The organism is Methylobacterium sp. Leaf456, from assembly GCF_001425465.1.
In the GTDB taxonomy this organism is placed as follows: Bacteria; Pseudomonadota; Alphaproteobacteria; order Rhizobiales; family Beijerinckiaceae; genus Methylobacterium.
Genome location: NZ_LMQV01000017.1, coordinates 19967 through 36034 on the forward strand (window position 1 = coordinate 19967; position 16068 = coordinate 36034).

Annotated in this window: 17 protein-coding genes; 9 read left to right on the top strand and 8 right to left on the bottom strand. The window is 68.8% G+C overall.

Features of this window, described 5'->3' with window-relative positions:
- Positions 1–19 precede the first annotated feature (19 nt).
- Complete coding sequence (locus ASG52_RS27170) at positions 20–256, top strand: hypothetical protein (RefSeq protein WP_156383935.1); 237 nt, start codon at positions 20–22, stop codon at positions 254–256.
- On the opposite strand, the gene ASG52_RS12940 is transcribed toward ASG52_RS27170, so the two are convergent.
- From ASG52_RS12940 to ASG52_RS26345, 7 genes are all read right to left on the bottom strand, one after another.
- Complete coding sequence (locus ASG52_RS12940; RefSeq protein ID WP_056243582.1) at positions 193–2304, bottom strand: hypothetical protein; 2112 nt, start codon at positions 2302–2304, stop codon at positions 193–195. The two genes, ASG52_RS27170 and ASG52_RS12940, sit on opposite strands and share 64 nt — an antisense overlap.
- The gene (locus ASG52_RS12945) at positions 2304–5045 is read right to left on the bottom strand and encodes a hypothetical protein (RefSeq protein ID WP_156383936.1); all 2742 of its coding nucleotides are present in this window, start codon (positions 5043–5045) and stop codon (positions 2304–2306) included. Before ASG52_RS12945 ends, ASG52_RS12940 begins: the two co-directional genes overlap by 1 nt.
- Before the next feature lie 65 nt (positions 5046–5110).
- Complete coding sequence (locus ASG52_RS12950) at positions 5111–5389, bottom strand: hypothetical protein (RefSeq protein WP_056243585.1); 279 nt, start codon at positions 5387–5389, stop codon at positions 5111–5113.
- On the bottom strand, positions 5386–6936 hold the full coding sequence (locus ASG52_RS12955; RefSeq protein WP_056243587.1) for a tail fiber domain-containing protein: 1551 nt from the start codon (positions 6934–6936) through the stop codon (positions 5386–5388). The genes ASG52_RS12950 and ASG52_RS12955 overlap by 4 nt, the downstream gene beginning before the upstream one ends.
- On the bottom strand, positions 6936–7376 hold the full coding sequence (locus ASG52_RS12960) for a hypothetical protein (RefSeq protein ID WP_056243588.1): 441 nt from the start codon (positions 7374–7376) through the stop codon (positions 6936–6938). The genes ASG52_RS12955 and ASG52_RS12960 overlap by 1 nt, the downstream gene beginning before the upstream one ends.
- Positions 7373–7558, bottom strand: coding sequence for a hypothetical protein (locus tag ASG52_RS12965; RefSeq protein WP_056243590.1), 186 nt, complete (start codon positions 7556–7558; stop codon positions 7373–7375). Before ASG52_RS12965 ends, ASG52_RS12960 begins: the two co-directional genes overlap by 4 nt.
- Positions 7559–7691: 133 nt before the next feature.
- Positions 7692–8321 carry an Arc family DNA-binding protein gene (locus ASG52_RS26345; RefSeq protein ID WP_082552536.1) on the bottom strand — a complete coding sequence of 210 codons (630 nt, stop codon included), beginning with the start codon at positions 8319–8321 and terminating at the stop codon, positions 7692–7694.
- 121 nt (positions 8322–8442) lie between these two features.
- On the opposite strand from ASG52_RS26345, the gene ASG52_RS12970 reads away from it, so the two are divergent.
- From ASG52_RS12970 to ASG52_RS13015, 8 genes are all read left to right on the top strand, one after another.
- Positions 8443–8766: a hypothetical protein gene (locus ASG52_RS12970; protein ID WP_056243592.1), complete on the top strand. Its 324-nt coding sequence runs from the start codon at positions 8443–8445 to the stop codon at positions 8764–8766.
- A 286-nt stretch (positions 8767–9052) separates the two neighbouring features.
- Entirely contained in the window at positions 9053–9268 is a 216-nt protein-coding gene (locus ASG52_RS12975) for a hypothetical protein (RefSeq protein WP_056243595.1), read from the top strand.
- Positions 9269–9571: 303 nt separating this feature from the next.
- A complete protein-coding gene (locus tag ASG52_RS12985; RefSeq protein ID WP_056243598.1) occupies positions 9572–10795 on the top strand; it encodes a site-specific integrase in 1224 nt (407 codons plus the stop codon).
- A gap of 289 nt (positions 10796–11084) precedes the next feature.
- Complete coding sequence (locus ASG52_RS12990) at positions 11085–12623, top strand: site-specific integrase (RefSeq protein ID WP_082552537.1); 1539 nt, start codon at positions 11085–11087, stop codon at positions 12621–12623.
- Positions 12624–12877: 254 nt separating this feature from the next.
- Positions 12878–13060 (top strand): hypothetical protein, encoded by a 183-nt coding sequence (locus ASG52_RS13000; RefSeq protein WP_156383938.1) that lies wholly within the window; start codon positions 12878–12880, stop codon positions 13058–13060.
- A 379-nt stretch (positions 13061–13439) separates the two neighbouring features.
- Complete coding sequence (locus ASG52_RS13005; protein ID WP_082552538.1) at positions 13440–14042, top strand: metallophosphoesterase family protein; 603 nt, start codon at positions 13440–13442, stop codon at positions 14040–14042.
- Positions 14043–14053: 11 nt separating this feature from the next.
- Positions 14054–14470 carry a hypothetical protein gene (locus ASG52_RS13010; RefSeq protein WP_056243603.1) on the top strand — a complete coding sequence of 139 codons (417 nt, stop codon included), beginning with the start codon at positions 14054–14056 and terminating at the stop codon, positions 14468–14470.
- 69 nt (positions 14471–14539) lie between these two features.
- The gene (locus ASG52_RS13015) at positions 14540–15106 is read left to right on the top strand and encodes a hypothetical protein (protein ID WP_056243605.1); all 567 of its coding nucleotides are present in this window, start codon (positions 14540–14542) and stop codon (positions 15104–15106) included.
- 150 nt (positions 15107–15256) lie between these two features.
- Here ASG52_RS13015 and ASG52_RS13020 read toward each other — a convergent pair whose 3' ends face one another.
- Positions 15257–15484, bottom strand: coding sequence for a hypothetical protein (locus tag ASG52_RS13020; protein ID WP_056243607.1), 228 nt, complete (start codon positions 15482–15484; stop codon positions 15257–15259).
- Positions 15485–16068 lie beyond the last annotated feature (584 nt).

The following is a 16068-nucleotide window of genomic DNA, read 5'->3' on the forward strand; positions in this document are numbered from 1 at the left end:
GGCGCCCCATCCTCACCACATGCCGCGCTGGCTCGTCGTCGCTCTCACGCTGATCGTCTACGCCGCCGCCATGACGGGGCTGGCGCTCGTCGTTCGGGCGACCGTGCCAACGGTAGACGCGTGGTTGGTTTCGATGACTGGCGAGGCTGGCGCCTGGGCGCTGATGCTCGCCATCCTGATCCCCGCCGCCATCTATGGCTGGTGGCCGAGGAAGCCGGACGGCACCATGCGCCGGCTGCGGTCGCCCTGGGACTGAAGGACGGCCCGCACGACACGATCGGTAAGGGTGCCCGCGCCCTGCGCTCGCTGAGCAGCCGTCAGCCGCACGCCGAGGGCCTGTAGGAGCACCTCCATAGGATCGCCGGTCTTGACCAGGGCGTCCGCGATCTCGCGATTGCGGGCGATGTCTCGCTGCCGTCCGATCGCGCTGGCTGCCATCCTGGCGCCGCCGATCGCAGCCCTACCCCCGAGTGCCGTAGCGCCAGCCACAGGCCCCGCGATGGCCGTAGCGATGCCGGGAGTGCCGTCGATCAGGCCCTCGCGGACGGCGCGCGGCGCGATGTCGTCGGCCGCACGGCGGCGCAGCTCGGTCATGGAGTTGTTGGCGATGCGGTTGGTCGTGGCGTCGAAAGCCCGCTCGCGCTCGACCGCCCCGACGAGGCCCGCCGTCGGCTCCTCGCCGAACACCGTCGCGAGGCGCGCTCGGTTGAAGTCGCCCTCGCCCTGAATAGCCCCCTGCAAGGCAGCGCGGTCGTTGGCCCTCGTTCCGACAAGGCGGTCGATTTCGGTTCGCAGCCCGGCGCGCTGTGCTGACGCGATCTCGGGCGACATCGCGGCCGTCTCGGTAGCGAGCTGCGCCGGCCGGACTGCCTCGCGTCCCGCGTTGAGCAGCGTCTGCCCACGGTCGAACGCCTCCCCCTGCTGGAAGTAGCCTTGCGCCGTCCGGTTGGCGTCACGGTATCCCGGCACCTGAGCCTCAAGAGCATCGTTCACGCCTCGGCGCACAGCCGTAAGCGCGCCGACCTCGCTCGCCGCAGCCGAACCCTGCTGCGCCTGAGCCCTGGCAATCATACCGTCGAGCGCTTCTTTAACGTTGTGCAGCGCCTCGGGTCGGCGATCTGGGATCAAGGCGCGGCCAACGCCCGGCACGTCGCCCTCGGCGTGCAGCAGCCCCCAGGCCGCGCGCAGGGCGTTGGCGGCACCGCCCTTCTCGGTCTCGCCCAAGCGCCTGATTGTCGCCAGCACGTCGCTGGTATCGACCTGAAGGGGCTGCGCGAGCGACTGGCGATAGAGTGGCGGCACCGCCTGCTCATAGGCGGCGTCGAGCGAGCCCCGGAACGCGGCCGGATCAACGTTCGGCCCGAGATGACGGTCGACGTCCGTGCCGAGCCGAGCGTTGGCTCCGCTCGCTCGAGCCGTGAGAGGGGCCGTGATCGCGTCACGGGTATCGGGCAGGACGGCAAGGCCCTGTGCCCGCCCCTCGAACGAGGGCGACGCGTCGAGAAGCATCGCGTCCGGCCCGAGTTCGCCGAGACGGGCGCGCACCGGATCGAGACCGCCCGAACTGCGAAGATCGTCCGCGAGCTTGCCGGCTGCTGAGCTGCGCATCCCAGGGACCGGCGAGAGCCGGGCGGCAATGTCCTCGCTCAGCAAGCCGATGCCACGTCCGACGGCCTGCCCCACGGCAGGAGAGGCAAGCCCGAGGGCGCCGCCCCATTGGGCGCCCTGCCGGGCGGCATTAAGATCACCACCCGTCCGCGCCGCCGTGTCCGCGCCGCCCAGCACCGCACCCGACGCCATCGACGCCAGAGACCGCGCGCCGAGCCCGCCCGCGCCCGCGCCGAACGCTGCCGGAGCCGCCGCGACGAGTGGCAGAGTCCCGAGCACACCGCCCGTCATCTCCGACCCGGCCGTGACGTAGGGATGCGCCTCTGCCGTGGCCTTGCTGTTCGCCTGCACCTCGGAGAGCGTATCGGAATAGCGGGTGTCGTTGCGCAGCGCGCCGATGCCCGCCGCCGCCCGCTCGACGCCCGACACGATGGACGGCCCGACGACGGGGACACCGTTCAGCACGCCGCGCAGGGCTGCGTATGTCGTGCCGACATCCTTCGGACCGTCGCCGATCATGGGTGGGGTCGTGCCGTCGGCGAGCGTCATGTCGTGGCGCGTGCTGGAGGCGGATGCACTGGCCCCGCCCGCACCTCCGCCGATGATCGACCGATAGGCCTGCATCGCCCGCGCCTCGTCGGGAGCGTCGATTTCGTACTCTGCGCCGCCGGGGCCGGAAATCTGAAAGGTCGCCATTACCGCACCCTCCGAACCGTGATGCCGTCGCCCATGTCGCGCGAGTTGCCCACGCCGAGCGCGTCGCCCTGTGCGCGCGCGCGACCGCCCGAAACTTGCGGTGCCGTCGGCATCGCCGGTAGATAGACCGAGCGCTCGGGATCGACTCCGTACTGACCGGCGAGGCCGCGATACCGCTCGGCCAGGGCGTCCGCGTTGCTCCGAGCCTTGCCGTAGAGCGCGGCGGACTGGTTCACGAAGTCCTGCCGCTGTTGCGGGTTGAGGAATTCGCCGTCGATCGCCTTGTTGTAGGCGTTGCGGAACTGATCCGGGATGCCCGCCGCGTTCTTGGCGGTCGCATACTCGCCCTCGCGGACAACCGACGTGGGATCAAGCATTTTCATGAACCCGAAGACGAGGCTCATGTCGGAGGCCGGCGAGATAGCGGCCGGGTTCTTCTCCCGCTCCTGAGTCGCCGCGATCACGCGGCCGTATCCGTCATGCACGTCGGCGAACGAGCCGAGCCCCTTCGAGAACTCCGCGCGCAGCTTGCTCTCGGTGTCAAAATGCTCGGGCTTGTCGCTGCGCGCAGACGCGATCGGCTGGCCGCTACCGCTGTAGCGCGTCTGCCCAGGCGAAAGGCTGAAGTCGTCGGGCGACTTGGCCGACGCCTCCGCTGCCTTGGCCTGCGCGATCGTCGCCGGGTCCTGCGGCCCGCCGGGAATGAAGGAAGCCCGCCCCGTCGCCAGGTCGAGGCGGTAGCCGGACGGCGCCTCGGGGTTTTTCGGGAAGGCGTTGCTCATCGCCGCGTTGAGCGCCGTCGCGTTGCCCGCCGCATAAGACGCCATGATGCCGTCGGCATCCGCGTCGGAGTAGCCACGGCTGCGCAGCAGGGCTTTCGTCTGGTTCACCCCCTGCTGTTCCTGCACGAGCTTCCGCGCCTTCAGCCCATACTCGGCATCGGCGAGCCGCGTCGCCGCCGACGTGGCATCGAGCTTCTGCGCCTGGGCGAGGCCGACGCCGATCCCCTGCGCAAAGTTCGGCTGGGTGAGCAGCCCTTGGCTGATACCGGACAGAAGGTTGGTGACGCCCGGCCGGCCCAGGCCGGAAAGAACCCGCTCAAAGAGGCCCGGCCCCTCGCCGGCAGCCGCGGCACCAGCCTGCGGCACGCCCGCGCCCTGCGCCATGATCGGATGTGCACCCTGTGCCGGCATGTCGGACGCTACGGGGCGAACCGCGAGGGTCGAGGGGCCGGAGCCCTGTTGCTGCTCGCGCGCGCTCACCGAGCCGACACGGACACCGCCGCCGGACGGCCCGCGCTGCGCGGCTGCCGTCAGCTCGTCAGCACCGGGCCGCATCGGCGGCAGCGGCACCATGCGCGGATCGGGCGCCATCGGCGAGGCTTGCGCCATCGCATCGAGCGGGGCCGGCATCTGGCCGAAGCTGAAGGGGCGCGCGGACATCGGCGCGGGCTGCTGCGGCAGGCCCATCGTCGGCGAGCCGGAGAACCCGGTCGCCATGCCGCTCTGTGCCATCGCGAGAGCGCGGGCCATTTCCTCGTCGGAGGGACCGCCGAAATTCGGACGGCCGAAGCTGAAAGGTGCAGCGGCCATGCGGGCGGCTCCTTGTGAGGGGAAAGGGGACGCCTGAGCGTCGGAGGGGGCGGAGAGAGCGGCGGCGCCGACTGCCGCACCGCTAGGTCCGCCCGAGTAAAGAAGGTCGCCGCTGAGGCGGCTGCGCACCCGGCCGGGCGTGAGGGTGATGACCTGATCGCCGCCGTTGCTCTCGTGTAGGCCGCGGATGATCGCGGTATCGAGGCCCTGCTCGCGCGCCATCTGGACGGCCACGTCGGTGCCGCCGCCCATGTAGTTGTAGGTGGGCATCTCGCTGACCCCGAGGTGCCCGTACTGCTCGTTGAAGGCCTTGGCGCTGGCGATCTGGTCGAGCTGCCCCTTATGGACGAGATCGACGACGTTGCGGATCGAGCGCAATTGCGACGGGTCGGTCGGGTTGCCATGGCTCGCCACGGCCGCCGCATAGACCCGATCGGCGAAGTCGGGCTGCTGCGCCAGTTCGACCATATCGAGCACGCCCGTCTTGCCGGGATCGACGGTCACAGGGATCGTGCGCGGGCCGGCCTCAACGCCTTGGCCGGTCGCTCTGCGTCCGAGGGCGTAGTGTGACGCCTCATCCGCCGACGGACTGAAAAACACGGCCTGCCCTTGATTGGAGCCTACCGTGTTCGGGCGCATTTCCTGCGGCAGGTCGGTGCGGAACCGGGCGAAATCCACCGGCGAGGCGGTGCCGTGGTAGAGGTCCCACGACTTGGCCGCGGGATCGACGAAGGACCGCGGCGTCACCTCGGGCACCATGTCCTTGGTCGCGGCGGCAAGGCCGGCTTCTAGCGACCCGAATATGTCGTCAGCACTCTGCTCGGCCGCCCCGCCGAATGACCGCAGCGCGCCCTTCGGCGCCTTGAACGGCAGCGAGCCGGTCATCGCGAGCCCGGCCAGATCGGCAACGCGCTCGCCCTCTTGGCGGCTCATCCGCGACGGCATGGTCTCGACATCGCCGCGCCACGCATCCCGCGGGAGCGTGACGGCCGAAGCGATGGCTTGCGGCGCGTCGGCGATGAAGCCCGGCACCGCCGGCACCAGCCGCCCGCTGGCGTCGCGACCGATCGGCAGGAGGGACGAGCGCTGCACCACTTCGCCCGTCGGCTCGGACGTGACGAGCGCGCGGCCGGTCAGGGGATCGACCACCGAGCGGCGCAGGCCGGAGTAGGGTCCGCCGGGCGTGGGGCCGAAGCCGAAGGGAGAGCCCGCCGTCATGCCGAACCTTCGCACGCAAAGGCGGCGTTAAGATCGAGCATCGAAGCCCCCGCCGCCTTCATGGCTTGGTTGTGCGTTTCGATGAGACCTAGAACGGCCGCGAAGTTGCCGGCCTCCGCGGCAAGGATCATTTGCCACCACACCGCATGGGCCGCGTGCATGTGGCCGAGAACGACGGCGTGACGCTCGCGCAGCAGGGCTTCCCGGCTGTCGATCGCGCCGACCTCCGGCAGGGCCGGGGCCGCAGTGCTGGCGGGTTCGTGCCCGAGCATCATCGACGCGCCTCGCGCATCGAGGGGCCGAGCGCGCGGGCGTAGTCCACCGCGAGGAGGCCGTCGGAGCGCATCCCCACCGCGCCGGGATCGCGGCGGGCCACGTCCTGAGCGAGAAGGCCAACCTGGGGAGTGCGGTCGCCTCGATAGTTGAAGCTGTAAAGCGGCTGGCCGTCGTGCGTCGCGCCGACCTCGACCACGTTCTCTTTCGCCCGTTCATCGCTCAAGGCTATCAGCCAACCGGGAGAGGAGCCCGCAGCCGTCGAAAACGCCCCGGTCTGACCCAAGGCGGCGAGGCCACCCGTCGCGAAGCCGAGGGCCTGCTGCAGGATGCCCGGCTGCGGCGTCATCCGCTGCGTCGTGCCCGTCGCGGTCCCGCCCGCGTTCGCGATCGGCAGGCCGAGTTCGGCGAGGAGGCCAAGCTGCTTCCAAGGGCTCTGTTGCCCCTCGTTGAACTTGTCCTGATCCGCCGCGAGCTGAAGTTGGCGGGCCACGTCTTCCGCCTGCCCGACGCCGAGGAGGGTCCGGCCCGGCTGTAGGAGGGCGGTCTGAACGCCAGGGATGGCACCAAGACCCGCCATCGCCGCGGCACGATCCGACTGCGCGCCGGCCAAGGCGGTGCCGTACTGCCCGATCCGCTGGGTGTTGTTCGCCCGGATCGCGTCCGCGAGCGTCGCCTGTCCGGCAAGCCCGGCTTGGTTGGCCTGCATCGACAGGTTCGCGCCGGTCACGGCCTGCCCAGCGTTGGCCGTCCGCACGTCGTTGACCTGTCCGAGGAGCCCGGCCTGCGCGCTGGTGCGCGAGAGGAGGCCGCTATCGATCGCCTGCGCTGCTTGGGCTTGGCGGGTCCGCTCGTTGTCGTAGTCGCGATACAGCAGCTCCGTCGCTGGCCTCGCGACCGCCTCGCCCAGCGCTCCGGTGAACATACCGGAGCCGTAGCGGCCGGAGGCGGAATAGGCGCGCTTCACCTGGCTCGCGGCGGCATCCTGCGCCTGCCCGATGATCTGCGAGGTGTAGGGATTGGAAGCCCCCAGGAATTTCCCGTCCGCCACGTCCTGCAAGGAGCGTTGGGTCTGAGACGGGCCGGCCAGCCCGGCACCGAGACCCTGATAGCCGGACGCATCGAGGTTATAGGCGCCGCCGCCGACCGACTGAGCAGTGCGGTTCGCGAGGTTGTTCGGATCGGACATGCGGCCCGCCGCACCCGCGATGCCCGAGGTATCGACGCCCTGAACTCCGAGAAGCCCTTGCGTTGCCGCCTTCGTGCCAGTCGTGGCGCCGCCCGCGGCGAGGTTTCCGAGTAGGAAGGACTCGCCCGCCTTCGCGATACCGAGGCCCGTGCCGGCGTTCTCCTTCAGAAAGCCAAGGCCCTGTTTCGTCGTGTCGCCGAGACCCGCGACGCGCTCGCTTTGGTAGACCTGCGAACCGACGCCCGAGCTATACGCGGCGTTGGCCCCGTCCAAGATCGTCTGAAGCGTCGGGATGGCAGCCGCGTAAGGCTCGCGTTTCTGGTTTTCGGTCGTGGTGACGATTTTGGGTTTGTCGGACATCAGGCCGCCTCTCGGAGATGCTTGAGGAAGTGCGATCCGGCCTTGTGGGGACTGACGCTGTAGCCCGGCAGGCGGCGGACCCAACCGCGGCGGCCGATGAACTCGACAGCATCACAGCCCTTGCGCCGCGCCCCGGCCTCGACCTCGCCTAGCATGGCGGACCAGCCGTCGGCAGCGCCGCCGACGACGAGCACCCAGCACGACAGCGAGCCGTCGGTGCAGTGGCAGACCTGCGTAGCGGCGACGGCCCGAAGCACGTCGTCGTCATCGAGCCCGACGATAAGCTGCGCCTCTTGGTTGGCAGCGGCCACGAACAGTTCGACCGGCCGGAGATCGCAGCCGGGGCGCGCGCACGCCGCCGCGATCCAGACCGAGACCTTCGGCCAGACCGAGAACAGCAATTCGGGATCGACCCCGACGAGGCGCAGCGGCGCCGTCATGCGCGAGCCTCCGGCCGGGAGGGCGAGGAGAGGCGCGGCGTGTCGAGGAGCGCGCTACGGAGCGTGCGGCGCAGGAGATCGCTCGCGCTCACCGAGCTACGGGCCGCCGCGGCATCGATCGCCGCGCGCAGCTCCGCATCCGTGCGGATCGTGATGGTGTCCGAAAAGACGAGCGGGCGCACGCCGGGCCTCCATTGCTACCGGGTACAGTAGAGGAGGCGGCCGTGAGTGTAAGACGGTAAAATTAGAGGCGTTACAGCATGTGCCCAATCATACCAAACCGTACTGCGAATAGCTGTGGACAGATTGTCGCAGCTACGCCTTGAGCAAACCAAGCGCCTTGATGTCTTCAACGCTAATCGAGCCGGTAATTACTGCGGCCATTGCCTTGCTTCGTGTGACCACTGCGTCAACCGCAAGGTCGGCCTCAAGGGCAGAGACTTCCAAGGCCTCTTCGTCAGACAGCATACGACCTGTTTTCAAGCCCTGCGTAATCTCAATAATCCTATTCACGGCAAGCTTTCCGTCTACTTCCCGAGTGGGACGAGTTGCCCCGTCAACTAGTTCCTCAATGGCCGCCTTAATTCCAGCCCTAGTAGGCTCATGGCTCTCCCAATCCTTGGAGCCGAGTTGCGTACCGTCCTTGTCTTTAAGGTTTTCTACAAATGCCCCCAATGTCGCGACTTGAATAACGAGCCTTCTAAGATTTTCACTCCCATTCAATAGCATAAGAGTAAGGCTGTCCCTGGTTTCTTGCTCAAAGCTATCTTCGACGCGCTTCTCTATTTCTTCGCTTATTGACCGGCCAGAAGAATTTGCCGCCGATATTACAAGATCGCGCGTCGCATCGCTCATCCTGAATGTGTAGTTCTGGCGCCGACCTCTTTCAGGAGCTTTGGCGGGACGCCCACGAGGGCGCCGAGGCGCGTCTTGATCCTTGGCCATAGCTGATCCCAACGAGTGACTTATTTTCCCTCGTATCCTCCCGAGGCCGGGTTGACAACCCGTCGTAATGAGGCGCAACGATTAACCGTCGGGTAAACACGAACTAATATGCGAGGTCGCGATGTCGCCCCAGTCCAGCACGGCAAGCGCAAGCGTCGAGGAAGCGCGCCTCGTGCACCCCGAGCACGACCCCCTGTTCACGCTCCTGCCCGAGCAGGATCGCGCAATCTTTGAGAAGGCGTTTGCGCCGCTTCAGAGGGCGGGCCGCTTCCTCGGGCCGAGCCGCAACACGACGTACAAAGCGGCCCGAACCGGAGCCATTCCGACCGTGGAAATCTGCGGTCAGAAGTTCGTCTCGACGGCGTGGCTTTGGGAGACGTGGCGCAACGGCCGCGCGGCAACTGCGACCACCGAGAGCACCGGCGCCGAGCCCATCGCCGCCTGATCCGCGTCGGCGGGTCGATGCCCGCCGGCATCCTGCAGCCAGCCCCACGCAAAAAGATGGCCCCGGCAACGGAGGACCGTCACGCGGGGCCAAGAGGCTAAATCTGCATGTCCATGAATAAGCGAACCGCTCGCCGTAGGCAATCCGTTCCGACACTTCCGCCCGATCTACCGACGCCCGAAAGCCAGCGCACCCGTGTCGTCCTCGGCCGGGTCCGCAGTCCAGCACTCGCTGCTGTCATTGCGGGGCATGCATTTGGTGTGAGTGAGCACTGGAGCGTGTCGCGATGAGCGCCGCCCCCGATCTGATCCGCGAAGAGATCGCTCTGCAGCTCTCGCAGGTCGCGGCATTCGCCGCAGCCGGCTCCGCCCAGGCTCAAGTTGGCAACGATCACGCCCTCGCATTCGAGGTACGGTGTGCAGCGGCTTCGCTGATGGCCGTGGCTGGATTGGTCGAGCACCTTCGACCCTCCCGTCAGCAGCAGGGGGAGCGAGCAGCATGAGCGCTGTTGTGCCCGCTTCCCCCCAGAAGCGAGACCTCGCAACGGGAGGCGCGTAACCGATGCCGCGCCGCCCGCCCCACCGAGATCAAGGCCTCTTCCCCTGTGAGGCCGAGATCGCGCGTCGCCTCAGTCAGGAGCCGTCGGAGTGGGCGGCGAAGGCCATCGTTCTGGAGCGCGATGGTCTCCCACGCGTCGATCCCCTGATGGGCGGTCGCTACTGGCCGTCTGTCCAAGCCTACTGGAATCGGCGCTACGGTCTCTCCCACGTCGAGGCGCCTGCCCTCGACGGACAGGAGAACCTTGATGCCCTCTGAACTCAACGCACCCGGCCTGAAGCGCCGGAAACGCAAGAATGGTCCCGATGTCGGCTACTGGGTCGCCCGCGCCGATCTGGTGAAGGCGGGCTATCGGCCCGAGACCGTGCGGCTGCCCTACAGCCTCGACGATCCAGCGCAGCATGCGCTCATCACCGCGACGTGCATGCGCTTGCAGGCCGAGATGCTGGAGTGGTCGAGCGGTCGGGGTCGCGAGACGAACCGCTTCGACGGCACGATCCGCGGCCTGTCTCGTCGCTATCAGGTTGACGAAGCGAGCCCATTCCATCGGCTCAAGCACACGACGCAGGAGAAGGATGTCCATGTCCTTCGGATCATCGAGAAGGCCTTCGGCGACCGAGCGCTTGACGCCCTGAAGCTCGAAGACTTCTGGCGCTGGTACAACGCGGCAAAGAAGCCGAAGACGGTCGGCAGGCCCGAGCGAGTGCGGCGCGCCTGGGGCATCATGAAGAAGCTCCGGGAGATGGTCTCCTACGGCGTGTCAGCCGAGTTGGCAGGCTGCACGCGGTTGAAGGCGATCCTCGCCGAGGTGCAGTTCCCGCAACCGGCCCGGCGGCGTGTGACGCTCGACCTCGCCCACGTCCAAGCCTTCATCCCGAAGGCGATCGAGATGGGGCGCGTCTCGCTGGCGCTGGCCACCGCGGTCCAGTTCGATACGGCGCTTCGTCAGAAGGACGTGATCGGCGAGTGGGAGCCGATCCCCAAGGGAGAGGCTGCGACCGGCATCCTGCTCAATGGGCATCGCTGGATCCGGGGCCTGACCTGGGCCGATGTGATCCTCGACGGCGTGACCCGGAAAGTCACCTCGAAGACGGGCGCCATCGCGGCTCACGATCTGAGGCTCTGCCCGCACGTCCAGGCGGTTGCCGCGCAGATCCCGGCCGAGCGCCGGGTAGGCCCGCTGATCGTCGATGAGAAGGCTGGCCGACCCTACGCCGGAGATGCCTTCGGCCGCGAGTGGCGGATCGTGGCCCGTGCCGCCGGCATCCCGGATGCGGTCTGGAACATGGACGCCCGCGCCGGCGCCATCACGGAAGCCGAGGACGCGGGCGCTGACCTCGACGACGCGCGGGCCGCAGCGGCTCACACACAAGCTTCGACTACAGCGCGCTACTCGCGCGGCGCGGTCGGCAAATCACGCAAGGTGGCGACGCTTCGCATCGCCCATCGGAGCGTGAAGAACGAGGCCTGAACGGGCCTTGGGGAACGCGATAGGGAACATGGGGAACGCGAGGTCAGCGGTAGAGCGTTAGAAAGGCTGACGCTTCAACGAGTTAGTTGGAGCGGGCGATCGGGATCGAACCGACGACATTCAGCTTGGGAAGCTGATAAGGCCCGTTCAGGCAGGTCCGGCTGACGCCGTCGACCGTTAACCCTCCCATTGAATCCAAACGGTTTTTCGCTCTCCTACGCAGCCTGACGGCTTGCCCGGGCGGTTTCGGCGTGCGTGGTATCCGCGTGGTATCCAGGCGGAGGCGTCGATGGCGGTGGCGGAACGGGGTGGCTATGGGCGCGAGCGGACGAAGCTCACGCAGGCCCACGTCAAGCGGGCGAAGGGCCTGATCGCGTCCGACGGACTGGAGGGGCGCGGCTTCGATTTCGTCGACACAGCCTGCCAGGGCCTCGTCCTGCGCGTGACCCGGCGCTCCGGGACGTGGCTTCTCAAGCGCCGCACCGGAACCGTCACGCTGGGCGACATGGACAGCCTGCCGGTGGCCTCGGCCCGCGTCGCCGCCGAGGAGGTCCGGTCCGCGGAGCGCCGGGGGCTGACGAAGCGCGCGATTGCCCAGGAGCTCGACGTCTTCTCTCGGGTGACCGCGCGGGGCATCGGGACCGAGCAGGCCCTCGACATCGCTTTCACGAAGCCGCACCCGGACGACCCCGTCGAGATGAGCGACGATGAGCGGCGTCGGCGCGGGCCCTGGGAGTGGCACGACCTCGTCGACCTGTTCCTGGAGATGAAGCTCCCGACGCTGAAGGGCCGTTGGCGTGTCCAGTACGAGCGCCACCTGCGCCGGACGCTCGATGACGAGTTCGCCTGGAAGATGGTCCAGCTCGTCGACCTGGAGGACCTAGTCAAGATGCGGGACCGGGTAGCCCGGAAGCACACGCTGTCCGCGGCCGCCGACAGCGTCGAGGCGGTCAAGGCCGCGCTCGACTGGGCTTGGCGCCATCACGCCCCGCGGGCGGGCCTGACGGAGGTCGAGTTCCCCTGGTGGCGGGAACGGCTCACGGTCGAGTATTCTTCCGGCACCCGCGATCATACGCCGACCATCGAGGAGCTCGCCCGCACCCTCGTCCTCGCCGAGCGGTTCAAGGCTCTCGGGGGGACGGCTAAGCAGACCGGCGCCGGCATGCTCGCGGCGCTCTGGGCCGTAGTCCTGACCGGGCAGCGCGCCACCGCCCTGACGGGGACGCTGAGGGCGACGGTGAGGGACTGGCCCGAGCGCCCCGGCTGGAAGATCTGGACCTGGACGGCCGCCGAGATGAAGGGGGCCGGGCACGCAAACGGTCTGAAGAAGCGCGCTCGACCCCACGCCCTGCCGATGCCGCCGGAGGCCCTGGCGGCGCTCGACCGCGTCGGCGCGCCCCGGGAAGGCGTCTACCTGTTCCCGAGCAGGGTCCCGGGTAAGCGCACGACCGCCGTCGGGATGACGCAGGCCATGGACCGTCTGAAAGGGAAGAAGAAGGCCGCCCGGAAAGGGGGCGTGACCCTTCGGCCCGAGGACGATCTGCTGACCACCCACGGCATCCGGCACTGGACCCCGCACGACGTCCGGCGCACGCTGCCGACGTACCTCGACATGGAACGGCTGGGCGGTGCGGGATCGGCCATCCTGGCGCACGCCCGGGCGAAGGCGAAGGGCGGCGCAGACGAGGAGCGCGAGCTGGCCCAGGCCATCACCCTAAAGCACTACATTCACTCGCAGCGCCTCGAACTCAAGGCGGAGGGGATGCAGGTCTGGGTCACGGCGATCCTGGAGGCCGTCGATCAGGAGCGGGCGCGCCTCGGGGCCTGAGCCCGCCGGTCCCGGCCGAGGACCCTCGCCAAGTCGGCCGGGCGTTCGGCCGGGAGGAATCCTGGCCCTCCCCTGCCGCGCCGGGCCACGTCCATGTCGTCCGCCATCGCCCGCCGCAGGGCGTCGCGTTCGTCCCCGGCGGCCGCGGCCGCAATGTCGTCCCAGCTTGGCATTGACCCCTCCGTTATTGAGAACAGATAGGGAACGCACGGATCGGGTCAACGGCGGGGGGACGGATGGAGGTGCCGCGGTGCTTGGGCGAGTTCCCCTACCGTCGCGTGCGCCTGTTCTGCCCCTGGTGCCCCCGGCGGCGGGGCTCCTACGACACGGAGCGCCTGATTGCGCGCCTCGGGCCGCGGGCGACGCTGGAGGACGTTCTGGTCGCCCTCGTCGTCGGGTGCCGGTTGGCCGAAGGCGTGGCACGTCTGCGGGCCTAACCAATACACGCCCTGGTGTCGGGCGCGGTTCGTCGACCTCGGGAGCCGGCGCCCTCCGGACCGCGACGTGCCCGGGCCTGCAAAAGCCTCACCAGACAGAGCAACCTGATGAAGGTTTTGCAGCCCCGGGGCCGAAAGTGTCACATTCGTCCCCAATCCGACATTCGGTGACGTAGGTGACAAAACCCCCCGCCCAGGCTTTCCGTTAACCGTGACGCACGACCCCGCTTGACCGGAGGAATCCGGAGCTGCGATCCCTGGCCCCACGACAGCGCGACGAGGTCCGCCGTGAAACGCATAGCCACCCCCCGAACCGACACCCATCCCTCGGGGGCGTGACGCCGCGCGCGCAGCCCCCTTCCGACAGGAGGCTGCCTTGATGAAGAACCAACCGCTCACCCACCACCGCAACCTCACGCCGCCGAAGGGCGCCGTCTGGCTCGTCGGCGATACGCATTTCGGCCACGCCGGGAGCATCGGCCATTTGGGCCGCCCCTTCCGCGACGTCGCCGAGATGGACCGCCTCATCGTCGAGGCCTGGGTCTCGCGCGTCCGCCCCACCGACACCGTCGTCCACCTCGGCGACTTCGAGTGGGGGCACACCGCCGAGCGGGCCGCCGAGATCTTCGCGGCGCTGCCGGGGCGCAAGCACCTATGCGTCGGCAACCACGACCGTCCCAGGGTCACCGGCTTGGCCTGGGAGAGCGTCCAGGAACGGCTCACCGTCCACGCTGCGGGCCGCCGCATCGTCTGCGACCACTACCCCCTAAGGGCGTGGCCGGGCAGCTTCCGGGGCGTCCTGCACGTCCACGGACACACCCACGGGACGCTCCCCGGGACGTCGCAGTCGTGCGATGTCGGCGTCGACGTCTGGGGTTACGCGCCGGCCCGGATCGAGGACGTCATCGCCAGGATGGAGGCGACGCCCGATCAGCCCGAGGAGCGCTGGCGGGCCGACGCCCGCGAGGCCGAGCAGGCCTGAAACAGGACCCTGTGGACAGGACCGACGAGCGCGTCCGGCGGGGGCGCATCGAGAACGCCTATCCCCGCGCCCACTACGAGCTCGCGCCCGGCACGGTCGTCGTCGTCGCCCCCGGGTCCGGACGCGTCCCGCACCGCGCCTACGTCAGCCGGGACGACGGCGTGGCCGAGATCTCGTTCGTGGAGGCCGGCGACCGGATCGACCCGGCCGGCGCGAATCGGCGTGCATGGCACCCGCGCGTGCGGTCGAGCGGTCTGACGGAAAAGCCACGCCGGTTCCGTCGCGAGCCCGGCCACGAGTTCGAGGCCGACAAGGTCTATGATCTCTACGGCCAAGAGCACGTCGCCCTTTGCACGCGGGCCTGCGCCGCCTACGAGTGGCTCCGCGCCGCGACGTATGCCGAGGCCGTCGAGCTCGGCGTGGCGTGACGTATCGAGGGCGCGACGTGTCGTATGCGTCGCCCCGCGGCACTATCGGGAGGTCAGTTCACGGAGGGGATGATGAAGGGGTTTCTCGCAGCGGTCGGCAGGATGCTCGCCGCGCTGGGACGCGTCACGCTGGTGCCGGTCATCGAAGGGGGTCGCCTCGTCTGGCGCGCCGTCCGCACGGCCCTGGCGCCGCACGATCCCATCGCCGAGGCCGAGGCGGCGGTTGAGGCGCAGGCCGCCGAGCCCGCCCCGGAGCCGGCGCCGACGTTCGACACTCTGTCCCCGGCCGAGCAGTGGGGCCTGGCCGCGGCGGAGCACCTGTATCCCTCGGAGCAGGCCGAGATCCCGCCGGGCGTCCTCGACCGCGCCGCCATCGCCTACCTCGACGGCCTGTCGCCCCAGGATCGCAACAAGCTGATGATGCATGGGCACCGCTACATCGGCGAGCATCTCCTCGGCGAGCGCGTGCTGCAGGGCGTCCCTAAGCCGATGAGCCCATCCGAGTTCGCCGCCCTGGAGGGCCAAAGGGCCGCGGCCGCCGCCGAGGCGACCCGGGCCGAGATGGAGAAGAACGGCTGGGTGCGGGCGATCTTCAACGACATCCTCGACGAAGGCCCGCCCGCCTTCCCGGCCTGATCGCCCCCACCCGAACGACAAAACCCGCCTCGGTCACCCCGGGGCGGGTTTTTCTTGTACAAAACAACGATGATCGACGTCCATCTTGCATTTAGGGGGTTGACTCGTGCGCGCCGCGCACTTTTTCGCCCATCTCAGCATGTGATGGCATCAGCCTCCGAGGGCAGCCCGGCGAGCCTCGATGAGCGCCTGCTGCCGCTGCCGGGCGAACCGGGCGGCGCGGGCGTCGATGATGGACTTGGCCTCCTGCTCGGCGTAGTGGGCGGCCATCACGCGGTCGTATGCCATCCGACCGGCGACGGCCCGCAACGCGGCGGCCTCGCGACGGACGGCGGCACGCTGCTGTTGCTGCTGGATGAGGATCGACCCGAGCGCCATGGCGCCACCCGTCAGGGCGGTGTCGAAGGTGGCGGCGACCTGGTGGGCGGAGGTGTGGTACGTGGCCCCCCGTTACACCAGCACGATACGAACGCCCCTTCTGCAAGGCGATGTAGCCGACGAGGTCGGCGAGGGCCGTGTTCTGGGTCGCCGGCGCCGTCAACATCAGCACGTCGCCTTGGTTGACGAAGTACGGGTTGCCTCCGGTCGTCGTGAAGGTCGCCACGGCCTTGCCGGCCGCGAAGGCGACGGTCCCGATGGTCGTCCCGTTTAGGGCTAGCGTCAGCGTCACCGCCGCGCTCGCCGGACGATGAGGAACCCGCATTCGGCATAGCCGATGGAGTTCAGCCGGGGGGCCCACCGGACAATTAGTGTGCGAAATTCTGGCCCCAAGCGGACATTCGACCCATGTCCGTCAGAGGTCCGGATGGGGTGGGTAGCGGTCCCTGGCCTTTTGCTCCAAAGCCGACATACTGCCTTCGACCCAACGCAGTCGTTCACGTGTAGCCGTCCGGCTTTCGAAAGTGGACGTCTGTTCAGCCGCTACTCTGACAGTGACGCGCCCATCCCGGTCATTCAGTGTG